Here is a 16,394-nt window from a genome sequence, read left to right on the forward strand (position 1 = left end):
ATGGGGGTGTTTTCTCGGTATCTCGCCCCCCTTCCCCCTCCTCCGCCCCCCCCCCCCCCCCCCCCCCCCCCCCCCCCCCCCCCCCCCCCCCCCCCGCCGCAACAGGTCACCCTGGTGGCGCCGCGCCTCAGCCGGTCGGTGCCTGCGGGCGCAGCAGGGTTGCCAGCCGGGTCGTACGCGGCTTGGCCGGGACCTCCGCGACCGCCCGCGGCAGCGCACCCTCCACCCCGTGCACCACGGACAGATGCCGCTCGCCCCGGCCGAACGCCGTGTACACCCACGGCCTGCTGAGCGCCCCCGCGGCGTCGCCGGGAAGCACCACGACCGCCGCGGGCCAGCGACCGCCCACCGCCTGGTGCGCGGTCAGCGCCCATCCGTGTCGCACACATCCCTCCACCCGCTCACGCGGTACGACCACGGGGCCGCCCGCGCAGGACAGGTGCAGTCCCTCGGCGTCGGCCCTCACCACCGTGCCCGGCAGCGTCCGGCCCGGTGCGGGGGAGTAGGCGATCCGGTCGCCGGGGTCGAAGCCGCCGAACCGGCCGGGGCCGGGGTTGAGGCGCTCCTTCAGGGCGGCGTTCAGGGCTCGGGTGCCGGCCGCGCCGCCATGGCCCGGCGTGATCACCACGGTCCCCCCGACGGGGACCTGGAAGGCCCGCGGCACCGACTCCGCGACCAGTTGCACCGCCCGGTGCACGGCCTCGCCCGCGTCCCGCACCGGCACGATCACGACCTCCTTGCCGGGCGCCTCGACCTGGTTCAGCTCGCCGATGCCGATCCCGGAGACCAGCTCGCCGATCGGACCGGGGTCGGGCAGCCGGGAGGCGATCTGGGGGCAGGCACGGGCCGCGAGCAGATCGGCGAAGACCCGACCGGGACCGGCCGACCACAGCAGCGCCGGATCCCCGCTGAGCACCAGCCGCGCCCCGTCGGGCAGCGACTCCACCAGCATCGCCGCGCCCTCCACGTCCAGCTGGGGGGCGTCCAGCACGATCAGCAGGTCCAGCTGCAGCGCCCCGTCCGCGTCCCGGCCGGGTCCCTCGGCACCGGCCAGCAGCCCGGCGACGGTGCCCGTGCCCCCCGCCGGCGACAGCGCGGCGAGACGGTCGCGGCCCTCCGGGGTGTGGCACACGGCGAGGGCCCGCAGGCCCGCGTCCAGGGCGGCGGCGAGCAGGGCCGCCGGTTCTGCGCGGGCGGCCTCGCCGCCGGTGTGCAGGACCAGGCCGTGCCCGGCGACCGCGCGGGCCAGCTCGGCGGCGCCGCCGGACACCGCTGCGACGACCGGCGCCCACGCCTGAGAGGTTTCCCGGACCGGGGAGTTGACCAACCGGGCCAGGCCGTCGGCGAGGCTCTCCTCGGCCAGGGCGTACCGCTCCAGGGCGATGAGCACCCGCACCGGGCGCTCCGCCTCCTCCTCGTCGTCCTCCGCCCGCACGGCCGGGGCGCCCGCCTCCTCCAGCGCGTCCTCGAACACCAGCGCCTCGCCCTCGGCCAGGGTGGACTGCACGGCCTCGTCCGGGTCCGGCACGCCCCGCTGGGCCAGGGCCGCGGTGAGCGCGGGCAGCTCCAGGGCGGTGTGCCCGGCGAGGGCCGCCTGCTCCAGCAGCCACACCGCCACCGCCCGCCCCCGCCGCTCGTCCTCCGGACCGCATCCGGCACCGAGCAGCGCCCGCGCGAACCCGTCCGCCTGCTCGGGCCGCACCCCCGGTACGCGCAGCAACTGCCAGGGATCCTCCCGCAGAACCTCCCCGGCGCCCTCGCCGAGCGCCACGGCTGCCTGCCTGCCCAGCGCCTCCGGCGCCCCGCCCTCCGCGAGCACCCGGCGCACCGCGTCCACCGCCTGCGGCGACGGACCGACCGGTGCGGAGACGGAGACGGGGGCGGGCGCGGAGGCCGGGTCAGGCGCGGAGGTGGGGGCAGGCGCGGGGCGCTCCTGGTGCACCCCCTCCGGCTCCGGTGTCGCCGGACGGGCCGAAGTCGCCGCGGGGCCCGGCTGGGCCGCCCGCTCGGGCGCGGGGGGCGAGGGCTCGGCGAACACCGCGGTCGCCGGCTTCTTGCCGCCCTCCACCGCGCGCACGGCGGCCAGCAGATCGGCCGCCTTCCCGCTCAGCTTGGCGCCGCTCTCGACGGGCGCCTTCCGCTCCGCCTTGCGCCGCTCGATCCGCTCCCGCTCGATCCGCTGCGCCGCCAGCTCCGCCGCGGCCTCGGACAGCTCCGGCCCGGCGGCGGCACCATCGGCCGACTCCGGCCGTGAGACCTCCGGAGCCCCCTCGGCCGTCTCCTCGCCCGAGTCGCCCTCCGCCACATCGGTCGTACCGGACACCCCGTCATCGCCGTCCGCCGTAAGACCATTCCCGGCCACCTCGTCCGGCGCCTCCGGCGTCTCCGGTGTCCCCGGCCGCGTGTCCTCCGTGGTCTCCGGTTCCGTGCTCACAGCGTGCTCCAGTCGTGATCGGGATAGCGGTGCACAGGCGCCGACACATCGTCCAGCGCCCGGCAGATCTCGTCAGGAAGACTAAGCGTCTCCACTGACAAAGCCGCCGTGAGCTGCTGCGCGGTGCGCGCGCCGACGATCGGGGCGGTGACGCCGGGGCGGTCGCGGACCCAGGCGAGGGCCACCTGGAGCGGGGTGACCGCGAGCCCGTCGGCGGCCGTCGTCACCGCGTCCACGATGCGCGTCGCCGTGTCGTCCAGATACGGCTCCACGAAGGGCGCCAGATGCTCGGAGGCGCCGCGCGAGTCGGCGGGCGTGCCGTGCCGGTACTTTCCGGTCAGCACGCCCCGGCCGAGCGGGGAGGACGGCAGCAGGCCCACGCCCAGGTCCAGCGCGGCGGGCAGCACCTCCCGCTCCACGCCCCGCTGGAGCAGCGAGTACTCCATCTGCGTGCTGGCCAGCCGGGTGCGGGTGCCCGGTGCCGCGAGCTGCCAGGTGGCCGCCTTGGCGAGCTGCCAGCCGCAGAAGTTGGACACCCCCGCGTACCGGGCCCGGCCGCTGGCCACCGCTATGTCCAGGGCCTGGAGCGTCTCCTCCAGCGGGGTCTCGGCGTCCCACGCGTGGATGTGCCACAGGTCCACATGGTCCGTGCCCAGGCGGTCGAGGGAGGCGTCCAGCGCGGCGAGCAGATGCCCGCGGGAGCCGTCGAAGCGGCGACCGGGGTACGGGACGCTGCCCGCCTTCGTGGAGACGACCAGGTCGCGGCGGGGCACGAGGCGCTCCATCAGCCGCCCGAGCAGATACTCCGCCTCCCCGCCGCCGTACACGTCCGCGGTGTCGACGAGGGTGCCGCCGGCCTCCCAGAACGCCTTGAGCATGTCCGCGGCGTCATGTTCTTCGGTGTCCCGGCCCCAGGTGAGGGTGCCGAGTCCGATCCGGGACACGCGCAGGCCGGTACGGCCGAGATGCCTCTGCTCCATGTCCGCGAGATTACTGGCCGGAACCAGCGCGGTGGGTTGCCTGTGGACAACTCGTCCGGGCCCGCGCGGGGCAGCGCCCGCGCCCGCGCGCTAAGGTCTGCGCCACAGAGACGTTACTCACGGGTAAGGGGAATCGGCCATGAAACTCGGACTCAACCTCGGCTACTGGGGTGCGGGAATGGACGGGGACAATCTGGCCGTGGCCCAGGAGGCCGACCGGCTGGGCTATGCCGTGTGCTGGGCGGCCGAGGCGTACGGCTCCGACGCGGCCACCGTGCTCAGCTGGGTCGCCGCCCAGACCGAGCGCATCGACGTCGGCTCCGCCATCTTCCAGATCCCGGCCCGCCAGCCCGCGATGACCGCGATGACCGCGGCCACCCTGGACACCCTCTCCGGCGGCCGTTTCCGGCTCGGCCTCGGCGTCTCCGGACCGCAGGTCTCCGAGGGCTGGTACGGCGTCACCTTCGACAAGCCGCTGGCCCGCACCCGCGAGTACGTGGAGATCGTCCGCAAGGCGATGACCCGTGAGCGGCTCTCGTACGAGGGCGAGCACTGGACGCTGCCGCTGCCGGGCGGTCCGGGCAAGCCGCTCAAGCTGACCGTGCACCCGCAGCGCGAGCACATCCCGCTGTACATCGCGGCGATCGGCCCGAAGAACCTGGAGCAGACCGGCGAGATCGCCGACGGCGCCCTGCTGATCTTCCCCGCCGCCGAGCACCTGGAGGAGACCACCCTCACGCATCTGCGCGCGGGCCGGGAGAAGGCGGGCAAGACCCTCGACGGGTTCGACGTCTGCCCGACCCTGCCGATGGCCGTCGGCGACGACAAGGACGTGGCCGCGCTCGCCGACACCTTCCGCCCCTACACCGCGCTGTACGTCGGCGGCATGGGCAGCGCCAAGCAGAACTTCTACAACAAGCTCGCGCAGCGCATGGGTTACGAGCGGGAGGCCGCCGAGATCCAGCAGAAGTACCTGTCCGGAGACAAGCAGGGCGCCGCCGCCGCGATCCCGCAGGACCTCATCGACAAGACCACGCTGCTGGGCTCCGTCGACCGCATCGCCGACCGGATGAGGGCCTACGCGGAGGCCGGCGTCACCACCCTCAGCCTCGCCCCCGCCGGGTTCACCCTCCAGGAGCGGCTCGCCTCCCTGCGCGCCGGCACCGAGGCCCTGGAGCGCGCCGGGCTCGCCTGAGCCGGGAGGTCTTCCACGGCCGTGGTGGGGGCTCGGGGGAGGCTTCCCCGCCACGGCCGTCACCGGGAACAACGCGCCCGGCGACGAGCGGTTACGACTCCCCGGCGTCTTCTTGCGGAGCGCCCCGGCCGGCGAGGCGGCTCACAGCCACTCGCGCCGCTTGAACATCCGGTACAGGACCATCTCCAGCAGCGCCATCACCAGGATCACCGCCGGGTACGACCACAACCAGTGCAGCTCGGGCATGTGGTCGAAGTTCATGCCGTAGATCCCGGCGATCATCGTGGGCACCGCCGCCATCGCCGCCCAGGCGGAGATCTTCCGCATGTCGTCGTTCTGCCGCACGCTCGTCTGCGCCAGATGCGCCGACAGCACGTCCGACACCAGCCGGTCCAGGCCCTCCACCGACTCGTTGACGCGGGACAGGTGGTCGCCCACGTCCCGGAAGAACGGCCGTGCCCGCTCGTGCACGAACGGCACCCCGCCGCCCGAGCCGACCGGCCCCGTCCCCGCCAGCCGGGACAGCGGCACCGCCAGCGGCACGGTCGCCCGACGGAACTCCACGATCTGCCGCTTGAAGCCGTAGATCCGCGAGGCGGTGTTGCGCGCCCCGCCCCCCTGCGGCCGGAACACCTCCGCCTCCACCTCCTCCAGATCCGTCTGGAGCTCGGTCGCCACCTCCAGGTACCGGTCCACGATGGCGTCGGCGATCGCGTACAGCACCGAGGTGGGCCCCTTGTCGAGCATCTCCGGCTCCTCCTCGAGCCGGTGCCGCACCGCCGCCAGCGGCGAGGCCTCGCCGTGCCGCACCGTCACCACGAAGCTGTCGCCGACGAACACCATCACCTCACCCGCCGAGACCGTGTCGCTCGCCGGCTCGTAGTCGACCGGTTTCAGCACCACGAACAGCGAATCCTCGTACACCTCGAGTTTCGGACGCTGATGCGCCTTGAGAGCGTCCTCCACCGCCAACGGGTGCAGCCCGAACTCCTGGGTCACCAGGTCGAACTCCCGCTCGGAAGGCTCGTACAGCCCGATCCACACGAACCCGCCCGCCGCCCGCGCCTCGGCGAGCGCGTCGGACAGGTCCTCCGGACCCTCGGTCCGCTGTCCGTGCCGGTAGATGGCACAGTCGACGATCACGGAGCGCATTCTCCCTTCCCGAGATCACCGGCGCACCACCCGATGCGCCTACCCTGGTCCGCATGCCCACGCTGATCCTCGTAAGGCACGGACGTTCCACCGCCAACACCTCCGGCCTGCTCGCCGGCTGGACTCCGGGGGTCTCCCTGGACGAGCGGGGCACCGCCCAGGCCGCCGCCCTGCCCGACCGTCTCGCCGCCCTGCCCCTGGCCGAGGTCGTCTCCAGCCCGCTCCAGCGCTGCCAGGAGACCCTGGCCCCCCTCCTCGCGGCCCGCCCCGGCCTGACCGCGCACACCGACGACCGGATCGGGGAGTGCCACTACGGCGACTGGTCCGGCCGCAAGCTCGCCGAACTCAAGGACGAGCCGCTGATGGAGGTCGTCCAGGCCCACCCCTCCGCCGCCGCCTTCCCCGGCGGGGAGTCCATGCGCGCCATGCAGACCCGCGCCGCCGAAGCCGTACGCGAGTGGAACGCGCGCGTCGAACGCGATCACGGCGCCGACGCCGTCTACCTCATGTGCTCGCACGGTGACATCATCAAATCCCTGGTCGCCGACGCCCTCGGCCTCCATCTCGACCTCTTCCAGCGGATCTCCGTGGAACCGTGTTCCATCACCGCGATCCGTTACACCCGCCTGCGCCCTTTCCTCGTCCGCCTCGGGGACACCGGCGATCTCGCCTCGCTCGCCCCCCGCGAGGAGCACCCCGACGGCGACGCACCGGTCGGTGGTGGTGCGGGCGCACCGTGATCGTCGGCCGCAGTAGGGTGAAGCGATCCGCGCCGTCGCGTATCCGCAGCGGCCCGCACCCGCACCGCCGAAACTCTCGACCCCATGGAGACAGGACGTGTCCCGTCAGGTGTTCCTCTACGATCCGCCGGACCGCTTCGTGGCCGGCACGGTCGGACTGCCCGGACGCCGTACGTTCTTCCTCCAGGCCATCGCCGGCCCACGGGTGACCAGCGTGGCCCTGGAGAAGACCCAGGTCGCCGCGCTCGCCGAGCGCATGGACGAACTCCTGGACGAAGTCGTGCGCCGCAGCGGCGGCAGCGCCTCCGTTCCGGCCATGGCGCCCAGCGAGATCGCCGACACCGCCCCGCTGGAGACCCCCGTCGAGGAGGAGTTCCGGGTCGGCACCATGGCCCTGGCCTGGGACGCCGAGGAACAGCGCATGGTCGTGGAGGCGCAGGCCCTGGTGGAGCTGGACGCCGACACCGAGGAGGACCTCGCCGAGGCCGAGGAACGGCTGCTCCAGGACGAGGAGAACGGACCCCCGATGCTGCGGGTCCGGCTGACCGGCGCGCAGGCCCGTGCCTTCGCCAAGCGCGCCCTCGACGTCGTCAACGCCGGGCGGCCGCCGTGCCCGCTGTGCAGCCTCCCGCTCGATCCGGAAGGACACGTATGCCCGCGCCAGAACGGATACCGCCGCGGGGCGTGACGGCCGCCGATCCGGGCGCCGCCGAACTGCTCGCCCGCGGTGAGCTGACCGTGCGCGGCCGCATCCGCGACGCCTCCAACGCCGCCCTGTTCTGCACCGTCGCCCACGACGGCCGGGAAGCCACCTGCGTCTACAAGCCGGTGGCCGGCGAGCGGCCCCTGTGGGACTTCCCCGACGGCACCCTCGCCGCCCGCGAGGTCGCCGCCTACGAGGTCTCCGAGGCCACCGGCTGGGGCCTCGTACCGCCCACCGTGCTGCGCGACGGCCCCTACGGCGAGGGCATGTGCCAGCTGTGGATCGAGGCGACCCCCGAGCCCGAACTCCTCGCCCTGGTCGACGGCGAGGAGCCCGAGCCCGGCTGGAAGGCCATCGGCTTCGCCGAGGTCGGCGAGGGCCGCACCGCGCTGCTCGTGCACGCCGACGACGAACGGCTGCGCCGGCTCGCCGTCCTCGACGCCGTGATCAACAACGCCGACCGCAAGGGCGGCCACCTGCTGCCCACCGCCGACGGCCGGCTCTACGGCATCGACCACGGCGTCACCTTCAACACCGAGGACAAACTGCGCACCCTGCTGTGGGGCTGGGCCGGCGAACCCCTCACCGCCGAGGCCGTCGAGGTCCTCAAGCGGCTCCGCGACGCCCTGGACGGCGACCTGGGCGGGCGCCTCGCCCCGCTGATCACCGCCGCGGAACTGGACGCCACCCGCGCCCGCGTCGCCGCCCTGCTCACCTCCGGAGTCCACCCGGAACCCGGCGGGGACTGGCCGGCGATCCCCTGGCCGCCCGTGTGATCACAACCCGGCCGGAGTTGCAAGAGCGCCCAACCGGCCATCCGACCCGATCCCGGTCGTGTGCGCGGCGCGCGGCCGGTTAGGCTCATGTACATGCATGCCTGGCCCGCTTCCGAGGTCCCCGCCCTGCCTGGTCAGGGCCGCGACCTGAGGATCCACGACACCGCGACCGGCGGCCTGGTCACCCTCCAGCCCGGTCCCGTCGCCCGCATCTACGTCTGCGGCATCACCCCGTACGACGCGACCCACATGGGTCACGCGGCGACCTACAACGCGTTCGACCTCGTCCAGCGCGTGTGGCTCGACACCAAGCGGCAGGTCCACTACGTCCAGAACGTCACCGACGTCGACGACCCGCTCCTGGAGCGCGCGGAGCGCGACGGCGTCGACTGGGTCGCCCTCGCCGAGAAGGAGACCTCCCTCTTCCGCGAGGACATGACCGCCCTGCGGATGCTCCCGCCCCGGCAGTACATAGGCGCCGTCGAGGCGATACCCGGCATCGTCCCGCTGGTCGAACGGCTGCGCGACCTCGGCGCGGCCTACGAACTGGACGGCGACATCTACTTCTCCGTCGAGTCCGACCCGCACTTCGGCGCGGTCTCCCACCTCGACGCGGCCGCCATGCGGCTGCTGTCCGCCGAACGCGGCGGCGACCCGGACCGTCCGGGCAAGAAGAACCCGGTCGACCCGATGCTGTGGATGGCGGCCCGCGAGGGCGAGCCCAGCTGGGACGGCGCCTCCCTCGGCCCCGGCCGGCCCGGCTGGCACATCGAGTGCGTGGCCATCGCCCTCGACCACCTCGGCATGGGCTTCGACGTCCAGGGCGGCGGCTCCGACCTCGCCTTCCCGCACCACGAGATGGGCGCCTCGCACGCCCACGTGCTCACCGGCGAGTTCCCGATGGCCAAGGCGTACGTGCACGCCGGCATGGTCGCGCTCGACGGCGAGAAGATGTCCAAGTCCAAGGGCAACCTGGTCTTCGTCTCCCGGCTGCGCCGCGACGGCGTCGACCCGGCCGCGATCCGCCTCGCCCTGCTCGCCCACCACTACCGGGCCGACTGGGAGTGGACCGACCAGGTCCTCCAGGACGCCCTCGACCGCCTCGACCGCTGGCGCGCCGCGGTCTCCCGTCCCGACGGCCCCGGTGCCGACGCCCTGGTCGAGGAGATCCGCGACGCCCTCTCCCACGACCTGGACGCCCCCGCCGCGCTCGCCGCGGTGGACCGCTGGGCCGCCCGCCAGAACACCGAGGGCGGCCAGGACCCGAGCGCACCGGGCCTGGTCACCAGGGCGGTGGACGCCCTCCTGGGCGTCGCCCTGTAAGCACCGCCGGCCCCCGCGCCCCCCAAGGGGCGCGGGGAACCGCGCGGGAACCCACGACGACGCGGCAGCCGCCCCACCACCTCAAGCGGCCCTCGTAGCGCCCTCGGCAACACGAAGAAGGGGCGGCCCCCGATCCGGGACCGCCCCTTCGCCGTACCTCAGTCCTCCGACCCGTCACCCTCGTCGTCGCCGGCCGGACCGCCGGAGGCATCCGCGTCCGGCTTGGACGGACGGGCCTTGCCGCCCGGTGTGTCCCGCCGCCGCAGATACCGCTCGAACTCCCGCGCGATCGCCTCCCCGGACGCCTCCGGCAGCTCCGCCGTGTCGCGGGCCTCCTCCAGCGTCTGGACGTACTCCGCGACCTCGCTGTCCTCCGCGGCCAGCTGGTCCACGCCGACCTGCCAGGCCCGCGCGTCCTCCGGCAGCTCGCCCTGCGGGATCCGCAGGTCCAGCAGGTCCTCGAGACGGTTGAGCAGCGCCAGCGTGGCCTTGGGGTTGGGCGGCTGCGAGACGTAGTGCGGCACCGCCGCCCACAGCGACACCGCCGGCACCCCGGCATGCGCGCACGCCTCCTGGAGGACGCCGACGATGCCCGTCGGGCCCTCGTACTTCGTCTCCTCCAGATCCATCCGCTGGGCCAGCTCCGTGTCCGAGGTGACCCCGCTGACCGGTACCGGACGCGTGTGCGGGGTGTCCCCGAGCAGCGCGCCCATGACGACCACCAGCTCCACACCCAGCTCGTGCGCGAACCCGAGCAGCTCGTTGCAGAACGAGCGCCAGCGCATCGACGGCTCGATGCCCCGCACCAGCACCAGGTCGCGCGGCTTCTCCCCGCCGACGCGGACCACCGAGAGCCGGGTCGTCGGCCAGGTGATCTTGCGCACCCCGCCCTCCATGAACACCGTCGGCCTGTTCACCTGGAAGTCGTAGTAGTCCTCGGCGTCCAGCGCCGCGAACACCTCGCCCTTGAACTCGCGTTCCAGATGCGCGACCGCCGTGGAGGCGGCGTCACCGGCATCGTTCCAGCCCTCGAACGCGGCCACCATGACTGGGTCGATCAGCTCGGGAACCCCCTCCAGCTCGATCACCCAGTGCCTCCTTCCGACGTGCCCTCGCTTGACTCACCAACCTTACGGCGTCCGGCAAGGGCGTCCGCAGTCCCCGTGCAGGGGCAGTGAACGGATCACTGCCCCGCCCTCCCCGCTCGAACACCCCCCGCGCCCCTGATAAACCCCGGACCCGGCGCCCGGACCGGCGGACACGCGGGAAGGGGCGGCCCGTGCGCACGGGCCGCCCCTTCCCCCGGTGCCGGTGGCAGGCCGGGACTACTTCCCGCCGGGCCTACTTCTCGTCGAGCAGACCCTGGACCTGCGCGCGGATCTCGTCCGTGGCCAGGCCGCGGATGGTCAGCGTGGTACGGCGGCGCAGCACGTCGTCCGCCGTCTCGGCCCACTCGTGGTCACGGGCCCACACGACCTGCGCCCAGATCTCCGGCGCGTCCGGGTGCACCCGCCGCGCCAGCTGCGGGTCCTCGTTCGCCAGCCGGGCGATGTCGAACGCCAGCGAGCCGTAGTGGGTGGCCAGGTGCTTCGCGGTGTCGGCGCCCATCCGCGGGCCCGGCGCCGGGCCGTCCACCAGCAGCCGGTGCGCGACCGCGCGCGGGTTGGCGACACCGGGCAGCGGCAGCTTCTTCGGCAGCGAGGAGATCGGCTCGAAGTCGTCGCCCAGCGGGTGCCCCGGCAGCGCCTCCAGCTTCTTCATGATCGTACGGCCGATGTGGCGGAACGTGGTCCACTTGCCGCCCGCGACGGACAGCATGCCGCCCTTGCCCTCGGTCACCACCGTCTCGCGCTTGGCCTTCGCGGTGTCGCCGGGACCGCCCGGCAGCACCCGCAGACCGGCGAACGCGTACGTGATCAGGTCCTTCTTCAGCTGCTGGTCCCGGACGGAGAACGCCGCCTCGTCCAGGATCTGGGCTATGTCCTTGTCGTTGACCGAAACATCCGCCGGGTCGCCCTCGTACTCCTCGTCGGTGGTGCCGAGCAGCAGCATGTCCTCCCACGGGAGGGCGAAGGTGATCCGGTACTTGTCGATCGGGGTGGCCAGCGCGGCCTTCCACGGCGAGGTCCGCTTCAGGACCAGGTGCGCGCCCTTGGACAGCCGGATGGACGGCGCCGCGTTCGGGTCCTCCATCTTGCGCAGGTGGTCCACCCAGGGGCCGGTCGCGTTCAGCACCAGCCGGGCGTCGACCCCGAACTCGTCACCGGACATCCGGTCCTTCAGCTCCGCGCCCGTCACCCGGCCACGCGTGAAGCGCAGGCCGGTGACCTCGGCGTGGTTCAGCACGACCGCGCCCGCCTCGACGGCCGCGCGGACCGTCATCAGCGCCATGCGCGCGTCGTTCATCTGGTCGTCGCCGTACACGGCCACGGCCTTGAGGTTCTCGGTGCGCAGCTCCGGCACGTCCTGCGCCGCCTTGGCGGGGGAGAGCAGGTGGCCGACGCCGTCGCCGAACGCGGACAGCGCCGAGTAGGCGAAGACGCCCGCGCCGAGCTTGGCCGCGCCGTGCGGGCCGCCCTTGTACACGGGGAGGTAGAAGGTCAGCGGGTTCGCCAGGTGGGGGGCCACCTGACGGGACACCGCACGGCGCTCGAAGTGGTTCTCCGCCACCAGCTTGACCGCGCCGGTCTGCAGGTAGCGCAGACCGCCGTGGAGCAGCTTGGAGGAGGCGGAGGACGTGGCACCGGCGAAGTCGCCGGCGTCGACCAGCGCCACCCTGAGCCCGGACTGCGCGGCGTGCCAGGCGGTGGAGATGCCCAGGATGCCGCCGCCGATCACAAGAAGGTCGTACGACGCCTTGGAGAGCTGCTCCCTGGTCTCGGCACGACTCGGGTTGGAGCCGGAGGCCGGGTGCGTTCCCAGGGCAGGCACGGACTGCAGAGTGGACTGACTGGTCATGTGGGGTACTTACTCCTCGTCAGAGCGTTTGAGCCGAAAGGGGCCGCTCAGCTCTCGTCCTCGATCCAGCCCATGGTCCGGTCGACGGCCTTGAGCCAGTTCTTGTACTCACGGTCGCGGGTCTCCGCGTCCATCTGGGGGGTCCACTCGGCGGCCCGGCGCCAGTTGGCGCGCAGCTCGTCGGTGCTGGACCAGAAGCCGACGGCGAGGCCGGCGGCGTAGGCGGCGCCGAGGCAGGTGGTCTCGGCGACCATCGGGCGCACCACGGGCGCGTCCAGGACGTCGGCGAGCGTCTGCATCAGCAGGTTGTTGGAGGTCATGCCGCCGTCGACCTTCAGGGCCACCAGCTCGTCGCCGGAGTCCTTCACCATGGCGTCGGCGATCTCGCGGGTCTGCCAGGCGGTGGCCTCCAGGACGGCGCGCGCGAGGTGCGCCTTGGTGACATACCGGGTCAGGCCGGCGATCACACCACGGGCGTCGGAACGCCAGTGCGGGGCGAACAGGCCGGAGAAGGCCGGCACGAAGTAGGCGCCGCCGTTGTCCTCGACCGAGAGCGCGAGCGTCTCGATCTCGGCGGCGGTGGAGATCAGGCCCATCTGGTCGCGCATCCACTGCACCAGCGAACCGGTGACGGCGATCGAGCCCTCCAGCGCGTACACCGTGGGCTGGTCGCCGATCTTGTAGCCGACGGTGGTCAGCAGACCGGCGTACGAGTTGATGATCTTGTCGCCGGTGTTCATCACCATGAAGGTGCCGGTGCCGTAGGTCGACTTGGTCTCGCCCTCGGAGAAACAGGTCTGGCCGAACAGGGCCGCCTGCTGGTCGCCGAGCGCTGAGGCGACCGGGATGCCGCCCAGCAGGTCGCCGAGCTTGCCGCCGGTGACCTCGCCGTAGACCTCGGCGGAGGAGCGGATCTCGGGCAGGATGCCCAGCGGCACACCGATCGACTCGGCGATCCGCTCGTCCCACCGCATCGTGTGCAGGTTCATGAGCATGGTGCGCGAGGCGTTGGTGACGTCGGTGACGTGCTTGCCGCCGTTGACACCGCCGGTCAGGTTCCAGATGACCCAGGTGTCCATGGTGCCGAAGAGGATGTCCCCGGCGGCGGCGCGCTCCTTGAGGCCCTCGACGTTGTCGAGCAGCCAGCGGGCCTTGGGGCCGGCGAAGTAGGAGGCCAGCGGCAGGCCGGTCTCCCGGCGGAAGCGGTCCTGGCCGACGTTGCGGCCGAGCTCCCGGCACAGGGCGTCGGTGCGGGTGTCCTGCCAGACGATGGCGTTGTGGACGGGCTCACCGGTGTTCTTGTCCCACAGCACGGTGGTCTCGCGCTGGTTGGTGATGCCGATGGCCTTGATGTCGTCGCGGGAGATGCCGGCCTTGGCGACGGCTCCGGCGACGACCTCCTGGACGTTGGTCCAGATCTCGTTGGCGTCGTGCTCGACCCAGCCCGGCTTCGGGAAGATCTGCTCGTGCTCCTTCTGGTCGACGGAGACGATGCGGCCGTCCCGGTCGAAGATGATGCAGCGCGAGGAGGTGGTGCCCTGGTCGATCGCCGCGATGAAGGGGCCTGCGGTGTGGGCGTCGGTCACTGTGTGCTCCTGAAAGGTCCGTGGTGTGAGGGGCTGAACGTACGGCGCGTGCGCGAAACCCTTGCGGGGGGTTTCGTCAGAAGGCGACGTTGTAGATACCCGCCGCGATGGCCGCGCCGATCAGCGGGCCGACCACCGGGATCCAGGCGTAGCTCCAGTCGGAACCGCCCTTGTTGGGCAGCGGCAGCAGGGCGTGCACGATGCGCGGGCCGAGGTCACGGGCCGGGTTGATCGCGTAGCCCGTCGGGCCGCCGAGGGACAGGCCGATGGACACCACCACGAACGCGGTGATCAGACCGCCGACCTCGTTGAGGCCCTTGCCACTGTTGTTCAGGCCCTGCGTGAGGACCGCGAGGATCAGCACCATGGTGCCGATGATCTCCGTGGCGAGGTTCTGCGCCACGTTCCGGATCTCCGGACCGGTGGAGAAGATGCCGAGGACCGGCCCCGCACCCTGCTCCTGGGCCTCGACCGCCTTCGCCGACGTGGCCTGGGCACCCGGACCGCCGACGATCTCCTTGTCGGTGAGGTGCGCGTGGAACTGGCCGTAGTAGGCGAGCCACACCAGGGCCGCGCCGATCATGGCGCCGAGCAGCTGACCGGCGAGGTAGTACGGAACGTTGCTCCAGTCGCTGTCCTTGATGGCCACGGCGACGGTGACGGCCGGATTCAGTTGGGCGCCGGAGAGCGGCGCGGAGATGTACACGGCCGTCATGACGGCGAAGCCCCACCCGAAGGCGATGGCGAGCCAACCGGCGTTACGGGCCTTGGAGGCCTTCAGCGTGACGGCGGCACACACACCGCCGCCGAGCAGGATGAGTATGGCGGTACCGAGGGTCTCGCCGATGAAGATGTCGGAGCTGGACACCCGCGACTCCTTTGTCCTTCGTCCAGGGGTGAGCGAACCCCGGTCCCACCGGGGGTTCTGGTGCCCTCGGGGTGAGAGCGATACCGGCCCTTGGCGTCGTCACACTCTAACGCGTATTACCGATAGGTGTTCGACAATGCCGACCGATGGACGGGAGTCTCGCTTCGGTGTTACGCGCGCGTCAAGAGTTCTCCTATCGAAAACCGGATCGTTATTGATCGTCGCCGGCTATCACTCTTCGCCACGCTATGTAGCTTTAGCCCCGCTTTGTCTACTTCAGGGTAGGCCGAGAGCCGGAACGCCGCCCGGCGTCCCGGTCATACCCACAACACAGCGTGATCCCTCGGGGACCCTCAGAACCGCCCGGCGCCCAGATCCCTGGAGACCGCGCGGGCGCAGTCGCGCACCGCCGCGATCAGCTCGGGCCGCAGCTCGCCGTCCCGGCACAGCCGCTCCACCGCCCCCGTGATGCCCACCGCGCCCACGGGCATCCGGCGCCGGTCGTGGACGGGCGCCGCGATCGACGCCACGCCCTCCCATGTCTCCTCCACGTCGGCCGCATAGCCCCGCGCGCGCGTCAGGTCGAGGATCTGCTCGAACTCGCCCGCGTCGCACACCGTGCGGTCCGTGAATGCCTTGCGCTCCGCCTCCAGTGCCTCGCTGTGCGCCACCGGGTCGTACGCCGACAGCACCTTGCCCAGCGCCGTGCAGTGCAGCGGCTGCATCGCCCCGATCTCCAGCACCTGCCGGCTGTCGTCGGGCCGGAAGACGTGGTGCACGATCAGCACACCCTGCTGGTGCAGCACCCCCAGGTGCACGCTCTCCCCGCTGGAGCGGGCCAGATCGTCCGTCCACACCAGGGCGCGCGCCCGCAGCTCGTGGACGTCCAGATAGGTGGTGCCCAGGCGCAGCAGCTCCGCGCCCAGCTGATAGCGGCCCGAGGCGTCGTCCTGTTCGACGAACCCCTCCTGCTGGAGGGTGCGCAGGATGCCGTGCGCGGTGCCCTTGGCGAGGCCGAGCGAGGAGGCGATGTCCGACAGCCCGAGCCGTCGCTCGCCGCCCGCGAGCAGCCGCAGCATCGCGGCCGCGCGTTCGAGCGACTGGATGTTCCGTGCCATCGCCGTCCTGCCTCCGTCCCCTTCGACTGCCGAAACACCTCTGTGGGCGGAGCGCCGCGGACTTCCTGCGCTTCGCTACCACCGTTCGGCAATGTCGAACACTACCGGTCCATGCCGACCTCCCGCTAATGGTCGGTCGACACCTGTTACATCACACGTGGTCCCCATGTGGCGTCGGGGCCATCCGCGTCCGCCTCGTGGACGCCTGTGCCCATCCAAGCCCACTCCCGGTTAGTCTGGCGCCGTGCGGCCCTCCCGCCTGGCGAGGGGGTAACCGCATAGCCGACAGCCGTCGCACCTTCAGGGAGCCCTTACATGGCCTCGTTGCCAACGTCCCCTACCGCCGACAGCCGGACCCGTGCGTCCGCGCTCCGAGAGGCGCTCGCCACCCGTGTGGTGGTCGCCGACGGAGCGATGGGCACCATGCTCCAGGCCCAGGACCCGTCCCTGGACGACTTCCAGCAGATGGAGGGCTGCAACGAGATCCTCAACGTCACCCGGCCGGATATCGTCCGCTCGGTGCACGAGGCGTATTTCGCGGTCGGTGTCGACTGTGTGGAG

The 16,394-nt window shown here is 72.4% G+C and carries 14 protein-coding genes; 6 read left to right on the plus strand and 8 right to left on the minus strand.

Annotated elements, in window-relative coordinates; genetic code table 11:
* Window positions 1-127 precede the first annotated feature (127 nt).
* Window positions 128-2,434, minus strand: a complete 2,307-nt coding sequence (locus ACZ7EC_RS32645; protein WP_471068793.1) for a helix-hairpin-helix domain-containing protein — start codon at window positions 2,432-2,434, stop codon at window positions 128-130.
* Window positions 2,431-3,414, minus strand: coding sequence for an aldo/keto reductase (locus ACZ7EC_RS32650; protein WP_471068796.1), 984 nt, complete (start codon window positions 3,412-3,414; stop codon window positions 2,431-2,433). The genes ACZ7EC_RS32645 and ACZ7EC_RS32650 overlap by 4 nt, the downstream gene beginning before the upstream one ends.
* Window positions 3,415-3,553: 139 nt before the next feature.
* Between ACZ7EC_RS32650 and ACZ7EC_RS32655 the strand changes: the two genes are divergently transcribed.
* A complete protein-coding gene (locus ACZ7EC_RS32655; RefSeq protein ID WP_471068799.1) occupies window positions 3,554-4,609 on the plus strand; it encodes an LLM class F420-dependent oxidoreductase in 1,056 nt (351 codons plus the stop codon).
* 141 nt (window positions 4,610-4,750) lie between these two features.
* On the opposite strand, the gene corA is transcribed toward ACZ7EC_RS32655, so the two are convergent.
* The gene (gene corA, locus ACZ7EC_RS32660) at window positions 4,751-5,752 is read right to left on the minus strand and encodes a magnesium/cobalt transporter CorA (RefSeq protein WP_471068802.1); all 1,002 of its coding nucleotides are present in this window, start codon (window positions 5,750-5,752) and stop codon (window positions 4,751-4,753) included.
* A 62-nt stretch (window positions 5,753-5,814) separates the two neighbouring features.
* On the opposite strand from corA, the gene ACZ7EC_RS32665 reads away from it, so the two are divergent.
* The 4 genes from ACZ7EC_RS32665 (at window position 5,815) to mshC (ending at window position 9,303) form a co-directional block, all read left to right on the plus strand.
* Complete coding sequence (locus tag ACZ7EC_RS32665; RefSeq protein ID WP_471068805.1) at window positions 5,815-6,501, plus strand: histidine phosphatase family protein; 687 nt, start codon at window positions 5,815-5,817, stop codon at window positions 6,499-6,501.
* A gap of 97 nt (window positions 6,502-6,598) precedes the next feature.
* Complete coding sequence (locus ACZ7EC_RS32670) at window positions 6,599-7,189, plus strand: DUF3090 domain-containing protein (protein ID WP_471068808.1); 591 nt, start codon at window positions 6,599-6,601, stop codon at window positions 7,187-7,189.
* A complete protein-coding gene (locus tag ACZ7EC_RS32675) occupies window positions 7,153-7,980 on the plus strand; it encodes an SCO1664 family protein (protein WP_471068811.1) in 828 nt (275 codons plus the stop codon). The genes ACZ7EC_RS32670 and ACZ7EC_RS32675 overlap by 37 nt, the downstream gene beginning before the upstream one ends.
* Window positions 7,981-8,073: 93 nt before the next feature.
* On the plus strand, window positions 8,074-9,303 hold the full coding sequence (mshC, locus tag ACZ7EC_RS32680) for a cysteine--1-D-myo-inosityl 2-amino-2-deoxy-alpha-D-glucopyranoside ligase (protein ID WP_471068814.1): 1,230 nt from the start codon (window positions 8,074-8,076) through the stop codon (window positions 9,301-9,303).
* 158 nt (window positions 9,304-9,461) lie between these two features.
* Here mshC and ACZ7EC_RS32685 read toward each other — a convergent pair whose 3' ends face one another.
* From ACZ7EC_RS32685 to ACZ7EC_RS32705, 5 genes are all read right to left on the minus strand, one after another.
* Window positions 9,462-10,391, minus strand: coding sequence for a PAC2 family protein (locus ACZ7EC_RS32685; protein WP_471068817.1), 930 nt, complete (start codon window positions 10,389-10,391; stop codon window positions 9,462-9,464).
* 253 nt (window positions 10,392-10,644) lie between these two features.
* A complete protein-coding gene (locus tag ACZ7EC_RS32690) occupies window positions 10,645-12,261 on the minus strand; it encodes a glycerol-3-phosphate dehydrogenase/oxidase (RefSeq protein WP_471068820.1) in 1,617 nt (538 codons plus the stop codon).
* Between the two features lie 47 nt (window positions 12,262-12,308).
* Window positions 12,309-13,847, minus strand: coding sequence for a glycerol kinase GlpK (glpK, locus tag ACZ7EC_RS32695; RefSeq protein WP_471068823.1), 1,539 nt, complete (start codon window positions 13,845-13,847; stop codon window positions 12,309-12,311).
* A gap of 76 nt (window positions 13,848-13,923) precedes the next feature.
* Entirely contained in the window at window positions 13,924-14,715 is a 792-nt protein-coding gene (locus ACZ7EC_RS32700) for an MIP/aquaporin family protein (RefSeq protein WP_471068826.1), read from the minus strand.
* 353 nt (window positions 14,716-15,068) lie between these two features.
* Entirely contained in the window at window positions 15,069-15,833 is a 765-nt protein-coding gene (locus ACZ7EC_RS32705; protein WP_471068829.1) for an IclR family transcriptional regulator, read from the minus strand.
* Between the two features lie 315 nt (window positions 15,834-16,148).
* On the opposite strand from ACZ7EC_RS32705, the gene ACZ7EC_RS32710 reads away from it, so the two are divergent.
* The coding region (locus tag ACZ7EC_RS32710; RefSeq protein ID WP_471068832.1) for a homocysteine S-methyltransferase family protein at window positions 16,149-16,394 on the plus strand (246 nt) is incomplete at its 3' end.

The sequence above is a fragment of the Streptomyces sp. NPDC037203 genome (assembly GCF_055605065.1).